13 protein-coding genes and 1 riboswitch are annotated in these 15,617 nt (G+C 34.0%); of the genes, 11 read left to right on the top strand and 2 right to left on the bottom strand.

Annotation, left to right across the window (positions count from 1 at the left end):
- Window positions 1-286 precede the first annotated feature (286 nt).
- Window positions 287-388, top strand: a riboswitch (purine riboswitch).
- Window positions 389-624: 236 nt separating this feature from the next.
- From KD050_RS10715 to KD050_RS10680, 8 genes are all read left to right on the top strand, one after another.
- Window positions 625-1,560, top strand: coding sequence for a nucleoside hydrolase (locus KD050_RS10715; protein ID WP_211896116.1), 936 nt, complete (start codon window positions 625-627; stop codon window positions 1,558-1,560).
- Window positions 1,561-1,811: 251 nt separating this feature from the next.
- Window positions 1,812-3,068, top strand: a complete 1,257-nt coding sequence (locus KD050_RS10710; protein WP_211896115.1) for a nucleoside permease — start codon at window positions 1,812-1,814, stop codon at window positions 3,066-3,068.
- 273 nt (window positions 3,069-3,341) lie between these two features.
- Window positions 3,342-3,545 (top strand): hypothetical protein, encoded by a 204-nt coding sequence (locus KD050_RS10705; protein WP_211896114.1) that lies wholly within the window; start codon window positions 3,342-3,344, stop codon window positions 3,543-3,545.
- Window positions 3,546-3,944: 399 nt separating this feature from the next.
- A complete protein-coding gene (locus tag KD050_RS10700; protein ID WP_211896113.1) occupies window positions 3,945-5,996 on the top strand; it encodes a GAF domain-containing sensor histidine kinase in 2,052 nt (683 codons plus the stop codon).
- 229 nt (window positions 5,997-6,225) lie between these two features.
- Window positions 6,226-6,723: an LURP-one-related/scramblase family protein gene (locus KD050_RS10695; protein WP_211896112.1), complete on the top strand. Its 498-nt coding sequence runs from the start codon at window positions 6,226-6,228 to the stop codon at window positions 6,721-6,723.
- 320 nt (window positions 6,724-7,043) lie between these two features.
- Window positions 7,044-7,724 carry a Dph6-related ATP pyrophosphatase gene (locus tag KD050_RS10690; protein ID WP_211896111.1) on the top strand — a complete coding sequence of 227 codons (681 nt, stop codon included), beginning with the start codon at window positions 7,044-7,046 and terminating at the stop codon, window positions 7,722-7,724.
- 201 nt (window positions 7,725-7,925) lie between these two features.
- Entirely contained in the window at window positions 7,926-8,414 is a 489-nt protein-coding gene (locus KD050_RS10685; protein WP_211896110.1) for an RNA polymerase sigma factor, read from the top strand.
- The gene (locus KD050_RS10680; RefSeq protein ID WP_211896109.1) at window positions 8,401-9,057 is read left to right on the top strand and encodes a zf-HC2 domain-containing protein; all 657 of its coding nucleotides are present in this window, start codon (window positions 8,401-8,403) and stop codon (window positions 9,055-9,057) included. Before KD050_RS10685 ends, KD050_RS10680 begins: the two co-directional genes overlap by 14 nt.
- Window positions 9,058-9,390: 333 nt before the next feature.
- On the opposite strand, the gene KD050_RS10675 is transcribed toward KD050_RS10680, so the two are convergent.
- Both KD050_RS10675 and KD050_RS10670 read right to left on the bottom strand, forming a co-directional pair.
- Window positions 9,391-10,287, bottom strand: coding sequence for an EamA family transporter (locus tag KD050_RS10675; protein WP_211896108.1), 897 nt, complete (start codon window positions 10,285-10,287; stop codon window positions 9,391-9,393).
- 160 nt (window positions 10,288-10,447) lie between these two features.
- The gene (locus KD050_RS10670; RefSeq protein WP_211896107.1) at window positions 10,448-11,875 is read right to left on the bottom strand and encodes a hypothetical protein; all 1,428 of its coding nucleotides are present in this window, start codon (window positions 11,873-11,875) and stop codon (window positions 10,448-10,450) included.
- 343 nt (window positions 11,876-12,218) lie between these two features.
- Here KD050_RS10670 and KD050_RS10665 point away from each other — a divergent pair, with 343 nt between their 5' ends.
- Genes KD050_RS10665 through KD050_RS10655 form a run of 3 tightly spaced genes read left to right on the top strand, consistent with a single transcriptional unit; the run spans window position 12,219 to window position 15,464 of the window.
- Entirely contained in the window at window positions 12,219-13,337 is a 1,119-nt protein-coding gene (locus KD050_RS10665) for an ABC transporter (protein ID WP_211896106.1), read from the top strand.
- A gap of 12 nt (window positions 13,338-13,349) precedes the next feature.
- The gene (locus tag KD050_RS10660) at window positions 13,350-14,540 is read left to right on the top strand and encodes an ABC transporter permease (protein ID WP_211896105.1); all 1,191 of its coding nucleotides are present in this window, start codon (window positions 13,350-13,352) and stop codon (window positions 14,538-14,540) included.
- Window positions 14,541-14,555: 15 nt separating this feature from the next.
- Window positions 14,556-15,464: an ABC transporter ATP-binding protein gene (locus KD050_RS10655; RefSeq protein WP_211896104.1), complete on the top strand. Its 909-nt coding sequence runs from the start codon at window positions 14,556-14,558 to the stop codon at window positions 15,462-15,464.
- Window positions 15,465-15,617 lie beyond the last annotated feature (153 nt).

Here is a 15,617-nt window from a genome sequence, read left to right as displayed (position 1 = left end):
ACCCTGACCTGTTTTATGATTAGTGAAACATCGATCCAATAAACATAAGTGCCTGTCCTGTCACTACCAGCATTTTGTCGAATCCTTCGATATAAATATATCTTATATTTTGGAAGTCTACGTTGATAGACAGTTCATATATGGGACTAGGAACATAGAGGGACAGATAAAAGGTATATCGTTTAATATATTATAATAATAAACAAAATATAAACAATTGTTTAAATTATAAACAATTATTTTTTTTTTTATTGACGATACTTTAAATTGTTGCTAAGATAAATGTAAATTTAATGTAGAATTATGTCGTATAATGTTGGGAATATGGCCCAAAAGTTTCTACCAAGCTGCCGTAAAGGGCTTGACTACGAGGTAAGTGTTAAATGAAAGAGGAAATCTCTTTCTTATTTACTCATGCCCTAGTCAAACGCTCCGGTAGATATCGGAGCGTTTTTTTATCGTTTAAACAATAGTTAATTCTAGATTTTATTATGCGAAGTGACATACCAAGAAAGCTTTGTTCGCTCTTAATGTGTAATAAAATGTGATCCATTCCAGCGATGGGAAAATAGTTGGATCAATTCGTAAGCAATAAATAAATTCAATGTGAAGGATTGAGAAAGAATGAAAAAGAAAATTTACTTTAATCATGATGGCGGTGTGGATGATCTAGTTTCTCTATTTTTATTACTACAAATGGATACCGTTGAACTAACTGGTGTTTCCGTCATTCCAGCTGATTGTTATTTAGAACCTGCTATGTTTGCAAGCCGAAAAATCATTGATCGCTTTGGAAAAGGCAGTTTAGATGTAGCAGAGTCAAATTCTCGGGGAAAAAATCCTTTTCCTAAAGATTGGCGTTTGCACGCTTTCACTGTGGATGCCTTGCCAATATTAAATGAATCCGGAAAGATTGTTACACCAGTAGCGGAGAAACCAGCACATCTTCATATGATAGATGCAATTCACGCTTCAGATGAAAAAACTACTCTTTTATTCACCGGTCCACTTACGGATCTTGCTCGTGCACTTGATGAAGACCCTTCTATTGAAGAAAAAATCGATCGACTCGTATGGATGGGCGGCACATTTCGTGATGTAGGAAATGTAGAAGAGCCCGAACATGATGGGACAGCGGAATGGAATGTGTTTTGGGACCCTGAAGCAGCTGGTCGAGTATGGAAAAGTAGTATAGAAATTGATTTAGTAGCGCTTGAAAGCACTAGCCAGGTACCTCTTACAGTAGATATACGTAATCGTTGGGCATCTGAACGCAAACACCTCGGTGTTGATTTTATTGGCCAATGTTATGCGATGTGCCCGCCGTTGGTTCATTTTACAACAAACTCAACATATTTTTTATGGGATGTCTTAACAACAGCGTTTGTTGGTAATAGTGATCTTGTAAAAGTGAAGAGAATTAATAGTATCGTGCATACAGATGGGCCGAGTCAAGGGCGTACAGAAGAAAAAGACAATGGTCGCCCAGTAAATGTGGTTTATGATGTAAATTCTAGTGATTTCTTCGATTATATTACTGAATTATCTAAAAAAGCTTAAAGAACATTCGTGTTTGTGAACAATTGATCGTAGTACATTTAGAGAGAAGTTCTTAATGTATTACGATTAATATAATTGATAGTATTTTTTATAGAAAAAGTTATAGTGTGAGTAAGTCAAATAATAATATTATAAATGTAATTAACAGAATATTCAGAGAATTAATACTTAGCTCTAATTTAATATCAAGATTTTTAAAATAGAGTTTAGAAAATTTAGTTTCATCACAAAAAGCATTGTTGGAGGAAGAAATGACTATAAAATCACGACTTAAAATTATGATGTCTCTTCAGTTTTTTATTTGGGGATGTTGGCTTGTTACACTTGGCTCATATATGTTCAATACTTTGCATTTTTCCGGCACACAAGTTGGAGGTGTTTATAGCACAATAGGGCTTGCTTCTCTTCTAATGCCAAGTCTTGTAGGGATTATTGCGGATCGTTGGATAAAGGCAAATAGATTATATGGAATTTGCCATTTCCTTGGAGCGATTTTCTTATTTTCAGCAGCAGGGATTTCAGAACCTAATCTTATGTTTTGGGCTATGCTTTTTAACGCAATGGTTTACATGCCGACGATTTCTCTATCTTATACGATTTCATATTTTTGCTTAGAAAAAGAAGGGCTTGATACAATGAAAGGCTTCCCTTCTGTTCGTGTTTTTGGAACAATTAGTTTTATTCTTGCAATGTGGGTAGTTAGTCTTGGTGGATTTGAGTTAAGCAACATCCAGCTTTACATAGCTGCGGGGGCTTCCTTCTTACTTGCACTTTATTCATTTACACTGCCAGATTGTCCAACATCAAATGTCAAAAAGGATAAGTCGTTAGTAAGTCTTTTAGGTCTAGATGCTTTCGTATTATTTAAGCAAAAGAGAATGGCTATCTTTTTCATTTTTGCTATGCTGTTAGGTGCTGCGTTGCAAATTAACATTGCATTTGCTGACCCATTTTTACATGATTTTGCGTCAAACGCTAACTATAAAGATAGTCTTGTTGTTAAATATCCAGCAATTTTATTATCAATGGGACAAATTGCTGAAGTATTCTTTATTCTTGCCATTCCTTTTTTCTTACGTAAATTTGGAATTAAGACGGTAATGTTGTTGAGTATGGTGGCGTGGACATTACGCTTTATTCTTTTCGCCTTTGGCGACCCATCTAATGTAGGAATCATTTTATTGCTATTATCAATGATTGTATATGGTGCTGCATTTGACTTCTTTAATATTTCTGGATCTATTTTTGTTGAAAAGGAAGTGGATAGTCGAATTCGTGGAAGTGCACAAGGCTTATTCATGACAATGGTCAACGGAATCGGTACCTATGTAGGCGCAGTTCTTAGTGGGAAACTGGTGGATTATTTTACAATTAACGGAGTGAGGGATTGGCAAAATATCTGGTTAGTTTTTGCAGTATATACATTCGTCCTTGCAATCGTTTTTGCTGTAAGTTTTAAATACAAGAATGACCGTGATGCAATTAAGAATGTAAATAATGTTGCTTAATAGATATTCTTTATCATTTTTGTTTCCGCTTTGAAACGATATTTGGTTTGGAATGTAATAAAAAATATTAGTAAAAGTTGCATAAGAATCACAACCATTAGTAAGCACATAGTCAGTTTTTTATAGAAGTATCAAAGAACAACTAAACGTTCTTGATACTTCTTTTTTCAATTTTATATAAAGGGATAACTGTAATCTCATTAATTATGCCATATTATAATTGATACAATCCTTAAACTAAAACAAACTGGATTTTCACTACAAGAAATCAAAATGCTTTTTGACAGGTTGCAAAATACCGATCAAAATAAAGAATTGTCTAAAGAAGAAATCCAAAACCTTCTACGAATAAAAGTAATATTCCAAGATAAATACAAGCAGATGGTTCAAAAAGAAGAACAGATTAAACAAATAAAACAAGTACTACTACAAGTGGATAATAAAATGGATATGCTACTAGAAAGAAATAAAAATTAGAAAGGTCTACTACTAAACCTCATTTAGAGGCATCACGGAGAACCGTACCATAAATAAGTGAGTTTTAAAATTTATAAAAATCCGATTCATAATTCCTCTATGAATCGGATTTTATTTTTGATAAATTTTCATATTGGTATCGAGTACTAACTTTATTTTGATGTTTATAGTGAATTCTAGGCAGCTAATCAATCCACCAGTTAAATTTGATCATATCCACAAAAAGTTATAGTAACTGCTCTTAGACCAGTTCCGGAGAACCGTATCATAAGTAATAGAGGTTTTCCATGTATAATAGAATACAGAAATAAAATTAAAAACAGTAAACTGACCTCGAACTAGATTGTTAGCTAGAAATTATACTGTAAATTTTAGTAGGCTTTGATTGGAGACCATGTAATGTTTAGTGAACAGACGAGATATTCTAGGCTCGCGGATATAACAAAAGTAATTAATACAAAGTTAAAACTTCGTGAAGTTTTACAGCGTGTAACGCAGGCAATATCCGAGGAAATCGTGCAATGTAATTCGGTTGGTATTTATTTACCCGAAAAAGATGGCACATTTAGAGGATTTGTAGGAAAACCAGAAGATATGAATGGCATAACGCTCGATACACAGGTAATTGATATTGAAACAGACCTACTGGCCAAAGAAGTTATTGAAACTAAAAAAACTATCTATATCCCGGATACCTCAACGGATAATCGCCCGGATCCGAGATCGGTAGGAGCCTTCAAGATTAAATCCTTATTAGCACTGCCTATCTCATATGAACAAGAAATATTTGGTTTAGTTTTTTTATTTGATTATGGAACGCCGATGAATTTAACAGAGTCGGAAATTCAAAGTGTTGAAGCATATGTGAATATGGCTGCAGTTGCAATACAAAACGCAAATAATTTAACATATAAGGAAAACCTTATTGCAGAAAAGCAGTTGTTACTCGATGTTACGCGTGATTTATCGATGTGTTCCTCCGTACAGAAAAGTCTTGATAAATGTTTTTACTACTTAGAAAAGATTTTGGATAGCAAAAAAAGTGCAGCCCACATCCTGGATCCGTTGGGAAAAAACACAGTCACATTTATGAAGTTAAATAAAGACTGTGAATGGACAGAAGCGACTTGGATGGAGAATCTTAAAAGCATAAGGATGAACCAAAGCTACGAAGCTATGATTCAACAGGTTATTAATACCAAAAGTATAATTCACACTCCAAATATAGATAGTATGAGTCTACTTATGATTCCACTGGTTTCAATGGGGAAAGTATTAGGAGTTATAACAGTTGTCAATTTAGGAGGTCAAACTCGTAATTACCATGAATCTCAAATTCAATTAGCAAAATCGATAGTCGATGCCACAGCCCCTACGTTGTCAAACTTGTTATATATGGACCAACTTGAAGATATGGTAGAAGAGCGAACAAGGGAACTAGCTGTTGCTAATGAAAAGGTTACAAGTGTTATTGATGGTATAACGGATGGATTCTTTGCATTGAGCCGCGAGTGGGAATTTCTTTACATGAATAAACATCAATATTTGCCGCAAAGGAAAACGGCAAAAGATGTATTAGGCAAGAATATATGGGAGCTTTTCCCGGAATGCGTAGACACGGTCATGTATAAGGAATTTCATCGTGCGATGTCAGAGCGTATAGCAGTAAATTTTGAAATGACCTCAGCCTATGGGGATAATTGGTACGAAGTAGTTGCTTACCCGTATGATGAGGGAATCTGCTGCCTTTTAAAAAACATAACCGAAAAAAAGAAATATGAGAAGGAATTGAAAAGATTATCAAACCTAGACTTAATAGGTCAGATGGCAGCAGGTATTAGTCATGAGATTAGAAATCCCATGACAACAGTACGAGGATTTTTGCAGCTTTTAAAAAAAGAAAGCGAATTTGAAAAACATAATGGTTACTTTAATGTAATGATCGAAGAACTAGACCGTGCCAATTCTATTATTACTGAATTTCTTTCTATAGGTAATACAAAGACATCCGATTTACAGATGTTAGATTTAAATTCTATTATTCGAGATATTACTCCTTTAATAAAGATAGATACATTTAATCAAAACAAATTTATTCAATTTAATCTGAAAGACATTCCAGAACTACTATTAAATCGTAACGAAATACGACAATTGATAATAAATTTATACCGTAATGGCTTAGAAGCAATGAGCACAGGTAAGTTTCTATCCATCAGTACCTACAAGGGAGACGAAAATTGTGTAGTTCTTGCAATACGAGATCAAGGAGAAGGTATCAATCCTGCGATACTAGAGAAATTGGGTACTCCATTTTACACGACCAAAGATAATGGCACTGGCTTAGGACTGGGCATATGCTATGCCATTGCTGCCCGTCATAACGCAAAAATTGAAATTCAAACAGGATCTGAAGGAACTACTTTTTTTATAAAATTTACTTGTATATGAAAAAGTGAAACTTTGCTTTAATGTTGTTACGAAGAACCGTAGTGTCGAATAGATTAGCAAGATATGCAAACTTCTTTACTAGCATATCTTTTTTGTAAAGAAGGTATTTACATATAATACGTTGAATAAATAAATTTCCAAGTCCAAATTTCAAAAATTATTTCTATAATTATTAATAATATGATGAAATCTGCGCTATATTAATATGCTATTTCGAAGGAGGTGTAGTATGAAGCAGCTTTATATAAAGCAGAAGGTATTCAGTCTAAGTGGCAAATTTACGGTAAAGGATCAGCAGGAGAAGGATGTTTATTACGTAGAGGGTAGTTTTATGCAAATTCCAAAGACTTTCTCTATTATGAACACAACAAGAGATGAAGTCGCGCTTATTACGAAAAAGGTGTTCAGCTTTTTACCGAAGTTTTTTGTTGAGGTAAATGGTCAAGAGGTGTTAACGATTAAGAAGGAGTTTTCTTTCTTTAAAGCACGCTATACGATTGATGCAGCAGACATTGAGATACATGGTAACTGGTGGGATATGGATTTTCAGGTCTTGCAGCATGGTGTAGTCATCGGTAAAGTGAACAAGGAGTGGTTCACTTGGGGAGATAGCTACAAGGTTCAAATACTGAACGAGGAGATGGAGGCCATCATTATTGCGTTCGTTGTCGCAATTGATTGCGTGAAGGCTGACCAAGCAGCCGCTTCCTCAGCAGCGACAATTTAATGTAGGGACGTATAATATAAAATGCCGACGGGTCTTCTTTAAAAATTAAAAATACAAAATAACAGTTGAAATAACATCAATAAAGTGGGGAAATCACGAACGGATTCCCTGCTTTTTAATATGGAGTTTTTAGTGATACAGTTAATAATAGATAATAAAATTATTTTCGAGGATAGATGTATAAAATGTATGCGATGTTATAATTTCGGTCTTAATAAATCTATAAAAAAGAAGGGAGAAGCTACTAAATAAAATATATAACAATAAATAGGAATTCAAAGTTATTTTTTGTATATATCTTGTGTAGTAGCAATAGAAAAATGAAAAAATGGATTGATGGTGCAAAAAATAAAAAGTTTATAGCATCATATAGTGGAGGGAAAGACAGCACTTTAGCATTATATAAAACTATGCAAGAAGGAACAGCCATAGGAATTATTGTAATGATGGAGGAAACTGGAGAAAGGTCAAGATCACATAGTCTTATTCCATCAGTTCTTAAAGCACAAGCAGAATCTATAGGACTTCCGCTTTACACAGGGGCTGCGACATGGGAAGGTTATGAAGGAGTATTTGTAAAGCTACTAAAAGACGCGAAAGAATTAGGAGCAGAGGTGCTTGTAACGGGTGATATTGATGTACCAGAACAAGATTGTTGGCATGAAAGAGTTACAAGCAGTGTAGGGCTTGAACTTGGTATGCCACTTTGGCAAAAAAACCATAAAGATGTAGTAGAGGAGTTTATACATTTAGGCTTTGTAACAAAGATAGTGACAGTTAATCTGAAAAAAGGAATGAAAGAAGAAGATCTTGGACGTGTACTTACTTTAGAATATATAAAAGAGTTAGAAGAAAGAGGTATCGACCCTTGTGGTGAAGCAGGAGAGTTCCATACTACAGTTATAAGTGGGCCACTTTTTAAACAAGATTTAAAAGTTAGAAATGGTGAGATTACTTCAAAAGGTGAATATTTGTACCTAACATTAGAATTAGAAAATTAACATTTTGAAAATAACCTCCATTGAAAGTGCTATGGTGAACCGTATCACAAGTAAGTGCGGTTATAATGGTATGTTCTTTAACAAGCTCATAGATTAATCATTAGTTAGACATATTCAGATAAAATGAATATGTCTATTTTTTTTTGAAGATCTTGTAACGCTTTAACATTTCGCTAGTTATTTAGGTAAAGGGGGGAAGACATGGACTTTGAAGAAATCTATCAAGCATATTTTCAAGACGTTTATTTTTATTTGAAATCACTGGCGTCAGATGAAAATATTGCAGAAGAAATTACACAAGAAACATTTTTTAAGGCTCTAAAGTCCATGCATCAATTTGACGGCAAAAAAGATATTAGAGCATGGCTTTTTACAATAGCGAAAAATACATACTTTACGCATTATAAAAAGCAGCAACGTCAGATTAATCGGGTAGAAGAATCGGTGTTAGATGTTCAAATCGTAGAGTATTTAATGAATGAAGAACAAGCTTTTGCTATTCATCATTATTTACACACAATGGAAGAGCCCTATAAAGAAGTCTTTTCCCTTCGTACATTTGGAGAGCTGTCTTTTGAGAAAATTGGGCAGTTGTTTGGAAAAAGTGATGGCTGGGCAAGAGTGACCTTTTACCGTGCGAAAAAGAAAATATTAGCGTATATGGAGGCGAAACAAGATGAAGGAAATTAAATGTACAATTATTCAAGATTTGTTACCGCTTTATGTAGACGATGTCGTAAGTGAAGATACAAAAGAGCTGGTAAGACAACATTTACAAACATGTCAAGCATGCCAAAAAGAACACCAACAAATGACGCAAACATTGTATATACCCATTGAAAATAAAGTTACTTTGTTCGAAAAGGTCAATAAAAAATGGAATCGCAAAAAAATTATACTTATTGGTGGATCTATTTTCACGACATTGTTTTTATGTTTAGCTGTATTTTCATATGTATTTTATTACCAAAAAATGATTCCTTATTCAAATGATTTATTTGTGATTAAAGAGCAAGACGATCAGACTCTCTTCGCTGAATATTTTGGGAAAAGTCATGCGGGGACTCATATGACGCACCCGATGAAGGTTGAAATAGATGGAGAAATGAAAAATATCAGCTTAGTCTATTATGTTGAAACAATAGCTAATTCACCTACGAGGAACTTTTTAAGGGAGGATGAAAGTATAGGTCCCGAGCAATTTACGTTACCAGATAGTAAAACTGTTGACGCAGTATATTATGGAAAATTTGATTTGGAAAAAGTAATCATTACAAAAGAGCAAACTTGGGAAGAACTTTTGCAAGAGATGACGTTAATTTGGGAGAGATAGAGGAAGCTAAAGATCTCTGTTTTATGCTAATACATCATTTAATCATCAATATAAAACCGCACTTACACCAGTTACGGTGAAACGTATCATAAAGACGTGCGGTTATTAAAAAGGAGTTTAGTGACTTACACTAAACTCCTTTATTTTTGCCGAGAATCTATATATCTTTTACCCCATTATTGCATAACAGCTTTATATCTAAATCAAATAAAAAAGAATGTAATCAATCTCGAAGTTTATCGAGATTGATTACAGTTTAGGTTGGCATAAAGGTATATATAGGAAGTAAACAAATAAATGTCTACATGCTTATGCAATTGCTCGTATTAAGTGTTAATACTGCTTTCTATTTCGGAATAGGTTAGGACCGAGTTCGTTTAGCGCAATAGCAACTAGTATAATAGCCGTGCCTAACCACTGAAGCGGGGTTACTGCTTCCGACAAAATAAGACTAGCTGATAGGATTGCGATAGGTAATTCAATGGATGTTAATATATTTGCAATTCCTCCTGAAACTAAAGGTGCACCCACAGCGAAAAACAGGGGTGGAAGGACTGCTCCAAATAACGAAACTCCAACGGCAGTAGTCAACAAGTCTTTCTCCAATGGCAGTACCGATGGGATTTCATGCATAAATAGGACAAGCACTAAGATGGTTGATCCTGTTACCATCAATGAGCTCCGAGTCCATGCATCTACATTAACAGCGACCTTTCCACTGAAAAAAATAAAACCAGCATAAGTGAATGCAGATAGAATTCCAAAAATGAAACCTTTAAACGGTAGGCCTTGTATATCTCCATTTACAATGTTCGAAGCAAAAAAGACCCCTATTAAAATTATAATGATAGACAATATTGTTACAGATGCAGGTTTTATTTTGCTGAAAATCCATTCTAAAATAATCCCTATCCAAACGAATTGGAACATTAAAATAATGGCTAACGAAGCGGGCAAGTATTGCATCGAACCATAATAAAAAATACTTGTTAATCCGATAAAACAACCGGTAATCATAATTTGAATAATATTCTTCTTATTAAGTCCCTTGAAACTGGAGCGTTTAATAAGAGTAAACGACCATAATAATAAGAAAGAAATAATCATTTGAACGATATTGATTTGGCCAAGTGAGTAGCCATAGCTAAAACCAAGTTTAGCAAATATAGGTGTAAAACCAAAAAATGAAGCACCTAATAATATAAATAAAACACCCTTATTTAATTTCATGATGTGACCTCCTTGATGCTAAGACAATCATATTATCATATCATAAATAAGCATAAGCTTGGCTTGATCTATCCAAAAAGATGTAGTTAAATTAGCTAATTTGTGGACGTTGAAAACCAGTAGCAGAGTCTATCTTTGCTACTGGTTTTTTTTAATCATTTTATTCTATTTTAGTAGTATAGTAACTATCAAAGAATTGGATAACACCGTAACCCGGTGCAATGACATAGCCGAAATCTGTTACAAAAACATTCTTAAATGTACCTACAGGTGTTGTATAAGTATCATAAACTGTTAGCACTTTACCCCCTCGGCTAATCGGGCTTCCTTCTTTAATTGGCTTTTGAATCTCAAACCAGCCATAGTCATCATTTGTGTGTTGATGTTGAAAGCGGAAAGCTGTATCTGATTCTTCATAAAGAAAGCCATATCCATCTGAATTTGTCCATCCACCTTCTCCATTATTTGTAAGTGTGGTTTCCGCTTGTTCTGTCTGGTCTCTTGGAAAATTATTATTAAACGTTATCTTTAAGTTAGCTGTTGGACTGATTGTCTCAGAAATAGAAGGAACAGTCGCTTTTTTTGATGAAAGTGAGTTTTCTGGCACATATCCATACACACCATTATAAGAAACAAAGGCTTTAATACTATTTGTACTATATACTTTAACCGCTGTGTTTCTAGGAACAAAATGGTGGTTATAGCCAGCAATAGATAGATAGTTCCATCCAGTCCATTCCGAAATATCTTGTGCGTATTGGAGATATTTTGTAGTGGGCTTCGGTAGAGTCGCTACATTATTTAAAGAAATAATACCCTGTTCAATCTGTAAGTATCCATTTGCTAATTTACCAGTTGTTTTTACAACAGTTCCTTTTGGTAATACGTTTAAGGTTTGTTGGTCCAAAAATGTTGTACCGAAAGTTGCTTTACTTATTGTTTTTGTTACAGGATCTTTATATAAAGTAGTGTCTTTTGTTAAGACAAGATAAGTATTTTCTTTATATGGTGCTTCTGTAATCTTAAGTTGCGTGACCTTATTTGCATTTATGAAGCCTTTTTTATATATCGTATAATCGCATTCCTCGCCACAAGATATATATTCACTAAATGATTGTGTAATATAGCCATTATTAATAGCTGGCCCTGTAAATTGATAGCCATATGGAACAGTTTCAACTACGTTACCTAACATATTTGAACGGCGTGATCGGAATTCACCACCGTTTTTATTTGTTACGACATATGAATGCTCATTCATAACTTTATCGATAATCTCATAAGGAACTTCTTTAAAGATAACTAAATTCGTTGCTTGTACACGATAGCCCCCACTCATCCAATAATAGGGTTTAGTAGAGTATTGATTTTCTATATCATATACACGGAAATAGTTATTTCGTTTGACGACTAATGATTCAAATTGTCCATTCGGTAATTTTTTATAGACTTTCACATCTTTTGTGAACGTCATTTTCCCTCTTTGGTCTTCTACAATTTCACTACCATTCCAAATCACTTTGGCATCGACAGGTTCTTGTATAAAAAATATAAAAAGCAAAGACGTAGAAATAATCCATTTCTTCATGTAAACATCCCTCCTAGTAATATTAACCATAGTGTATCAGAATAATTGTAATACCAGAATATGGTAGGCTACGCCGATCATTCTTTTCGGATAGCATGCGATAGAAATGTTTCAAAGTATCCAGTAATTTTGTATTTTTTTATAAAGGAGGTAATTTGTGGGTATATGTCGAATGATAATATAGAGAATAAAATTGGAAGTATAAGAATTTTTTATTTTATTAAAGGATTATATGAAACTATAATAAACTAAATATTCACAAAACGAAAGAAATTCAAATTAATATTAAAATAGATAATGGCGAAATAATTTTCACATGTTTTTGCTGGAGGAGTGGAATTATATGAGAAATATGTTAAAAACGCTATATATTATAGAAAAAACTGATAGGAAAAACATTTTTGCATGTCTCATTGTAGCTCTCTGTGTGATTGGGATGGTTGTCTTTGCTAATACTCAGGAGTTAGGAAATCCGATTAAAGAAAAATCAAGTGAATCCCTACCAGTCAAGGTAGCTATGAATAAATTTCAAATTGTTGATGCTAGTGAATACGGGGATGGTAGTGATATATACAAAAATATAGTCAAACAATATTACACTTATCCAAAACAGGGGATGGCATTAAAAACAGAGCAGCCAGAGTTGTTTATAGAAACAGCAATTGAGCTAACAGAATTACGAAAACAAGCTTTTGAAATGGACAATTATGAGTTAATAGCTGGAAATTTACCAACAAAAATAGAGAATGAAATGGATTCTGCCTATTATCAATATTTAAAGGAACATAATTTAGCATTATCCTTCGGCTCCCTAAGCTTCTATCCATTTTTAGCGTTTCTATTTAGTGTAGTAGGTTCGGTTTGGTTTGTTCTAATTTGTATCTACGCATCTAACATTATGATAGATGATTTCCGACATACTTCTCTTATTAAAGGATATCCTATCGCTTTTAGTCAGTATGTACTAGCGAAATGTATGACTTCGATGGGTATTGTCTTTATTTTCATTTTTGAGCTTATTGTATGTAGTTTGCCGCTACTCTACTTTAAAGGACTGGGGCAGGCATCTTATCCTGTAGCCGTTTTTAATGGTGAGGTAATGATTTATCCGATATATAAATACATAGCAGTTTCCATTGTTTATATGATTTGTTTGGCGGTTTTTGCAATTTTATTGTCCGTGATTTTGAATGTACTATTAAAAAATGTTTATTTAACTATATTTGTACAGATTATCCTTGTCGTAATTCCTATTTTGTTCCCAAGTTTAATCGAGCTTATACCGTTTAATCCATTTAACTATGTTAACTTTCCAAGTGTCTTAAATGGAGATTCTCTGAATTTAGCAACCCCGGTCGCGTTAAATAGCAATGTAGGGTTGGTCTATATATGTATTAGCATAATATTGCTGATGGCTATTATAAAATGGTTTTTATCGACTGGGAAGCTTCAGAAAATATAGGGGGTGGATGAGATGTGGTCTTATTTTAAATGGGAGTTTAGACAATTTTTTACGAATAAGAAAAACATAGCTGTATATGTGATTTTACTTTTTTTAGCTTTATATTTTGCATTAAAAGTCGCACCCGCTTATGATCCTATTGAAAAAGTCGATGTAGCGGAAATGGAGGCGCGTTTCAATACGAGAGATGATTTTATCAAAAGTGTAGAAGGGAAATTTAATATACATCCTTCAGTAGCCTACGCACTTGCGATATTCCCAAGGTGGAATGAATTGGATAAAGCAAGAATTGAAGCGTTGAGTGAGAATGATTATTTAAAATACGCGGAAGCAACGGCAGAATGGTATAAATATTCTGATGCAATGACATTAAACAGTAGTGAATTATTCTATAACCCCCTCTATTACACCTATGACAATGATTATGCTCATGCTGATGGTCATTATGGTTATGGCTATACGGCTAGTAGATTTACTGGATATATAGAGGGAAGTTCCGAACTGTCGATGGAACTGTTTGAGGAAAGAACAGCACTACAAACGTTACAACGTATGTTAAATGAATATTTACCACTTGTATTATTTATAAGTTGTATCTTTTTATCTGTAGATATTGTATTGAAAGATCGCCGTAATCCAAGTTTGTTAAAGGGATTCCCTATTGCTGATTGGAAAAAGCTATTCATGAAAGGGATAGTTGCATTTATAGGAAGTATTTTGACAATTATTCCACTATGTGTGGGTTTGGTCATTATCGGATTACAAAATGGCTTTGGTAATCTTTCACTCAGGGTGCCTATTTATTCTTACATAGAAGAAACCTTTTCCAATATGACCATGGGTACATTCATATTGAAAAACGGGTTATTCATAAGTGTTTGGATTCTATTTTTTATAACTATCATTTTGTTCGTAAGTATTATCTTGAAAGCTGAATTTGCTAACTTATTTGTTAGTTTTATCGTGATAGCAGCTGAATGGATCTATTTTGAACGAGTGATGGGAGCGTATACGGATATACAGCGCTATCCAACATCTTATGTGCAAGTAGGACAAGTTATTTCAGGATATAGAAACTTTATTTACGAGTCTCCATACTTAACCTATCAAAATGGGTTAATAATTTTAGGAAGCTGCACGCTTATCTTGATGATATTGACGTTGATTGCGAGTAAATTAAAAAGATTTAAGTTAATAGCTTAGGGAAGGGTGATGGACATGTTGGAATTAAAACAAATAGGCGTACAATTTGGAGATAAATCAGTATTAAAGGATATATCGATTACGTTTCAACCTGGTGAGATTATTGGTTTAGTAGCCCCAAACGGAACAGGAAAATCGACGCTTATGAATGTAATTATGAACTATTTATCACCAAACCATGGCAAGGTGATTTTGAATAAGAAACTACAATATTCAAATAAAGCAAACGAAGTGAAGATACATCAAGCTGTATCGATGATGCCTGATCAAAGTGATTTATATAATCATGTATCAGGTAAGAATCATTTGAGAATCTATCAGGCGATGTGGAATAGTGATCCGAAACTAATAGAGGATACAATTATAAAACTTGGTATGGAATCCTATGTGAAGAAAAAAACGGGTACATATTCTTTAGGAATGCGCCAGCGTTTGTGCTTTGCTATGCAAATTGTCTCTGATACACAGATAATGCTGATGGATGAAGTGATGAATGGATTGGATCCAACGCATGTAGAGCTAATATCGCAAATACTTTTACAAAAGAAAGCGGAAGGCAAAATAATTATTATTGCTTCACATTTATTGGAAAACCTTGAGCAATATGCGGATCGTATTTTCTTTATGAAAAACGGTGAGCTAAAGCTAGTAGATGAATTGGTACCTGGTTTTACTGACAAAAAGATAACAACCGTTCGTGTGTCAAATTTTTCGCCGGAGCTACTTGAAGTATTTAAGAACAAGTTTTCAGGACTGCATGTGCAGACATTACCAAGTGGCAAAACCCTTATTGATGTAAGTGAACAGAACACAATGATATTAGGTGATATCACACAGTATTTAATAGAGCAGCAGTTGACTGATTTTAGCTTTGGTAAGTTGAAATTGAATGATTTATATTCGATGGAGTACCAGCCGGGATAATGGATTCTAGAAACAGTGGTTACTTGCGATTCTCGGAGTGGACCCTGTGATTTTTCCTGTTTGACTTGCAATAGCTCCATACAACTTGTGATTCTCCATCTAGGGGAAAAATCCCAGGTTACTTGCGATTCTCGGAGTGGACCTTGCGATTTT

The organism is Psychrobacillus sp. INOP01 (genome assembly GCF_018140925.1).
Classification (GTDB): domain Bacteria; phylum Bacillota; class Bacilli; order Bacillales_A; family Planococcaceae; genus Psychrobacillus.
This window is presented reverse-complemented; position numbering and strand designations above follow the sequence as displayed.

Excerpts from the sequence above, each read along its gene's own strand:
- KD050_RS10715 (WP_211896116.1), top strand. The coding sequence starts at position 625 with ATGAAAAAGAAAATTTACTTTAATCATGATGGCGGTGTGGATGATCTA.
- KD050_RS10710 (WP_211896115.1), top strand. The coding sequence starts at position 1,812 with ATGACTATAAAATCACGACTTAAAATTATGATGTCTCTTCAGTTTTTT.
- KD050_RS10705 (WP_211896114.1), top strand. The coding sequence starts at position 3,342 with ATGCTTTTTGACAGGTTGCAAAATACCGATCAAAATAAAGAATTGTCT.
- KD050_RS10700 (WP_211896113.1), top strand. The coding sequence starts at position 3,945 with ATGTTTAGTGAACAGACGAGATATTCTAGGCTCGCGGATATAACAAAA.
- KD050_RS10695 (WP_211896112.1), top strand. The coding sequence starts at position 6,226 with ATGAAGCAGCTTTATATAAAGCAGAAGGTATTCAGTCTAAGTGGCAAA.
- KD050_RS10690 (WP_211896111.1), top strand. The coding sequence starts at position 7,044 with ATGAAAAAATGGATTGATGGTGCAAAAAATAAAAAGTTTATAGCATCA.
- KD050_RS10685 (WP_211896110.1), top strand. The coding sequence starts at position 7,926 with ATGGACTTTGAAGAAATCTATCAAGCATATTTTCAAGACGTTTATTTT.
- KD050_RS10680 (WP_211896109.1), top strand. The coding sequence starts at position 8,401 with ATGAAGGAAATTAAATGTACAATTATTCAAGATTTGTTACCGCTTTAT.
- KD050_RS10675 (WP_211896108.1), bottom strand. The coding sequence starts at position 10,287 with ATGAAATTAAATAAGGGTGTTTTATTTATATTATTAGGTGCTTCATTT.
- KD050_RS10670 (WP_211896107.1), bottom strand. The coding sequence starts at position 11,875 with ATGAAGAAATGGATTATTTCTACGTCTTTGCTTTTTATATTTTTTATA.
- KD050_RS10665 (WP_211896106.1), top strand. The coding sequence starts at position 12,219 with ATGAGAAATATGTTAAAAACGCTATATATTATAGAAAAAACTGATAGG.
- KD050_RS10660 (WP_211896105.1), top strand. The coding sequence starts at position 13,350 with ATGTGGTCTTATTTTAAATGGGAGTTTAGACAATTTTTTACGAATAAG.
- KD050_RS10655 (WP_211896104.1), top strand. The coding sequence starts at position 14,556 with ATGTTGGAATTAAAACAAATAGGCGTACAATTTGGAGATAAATCAGTA.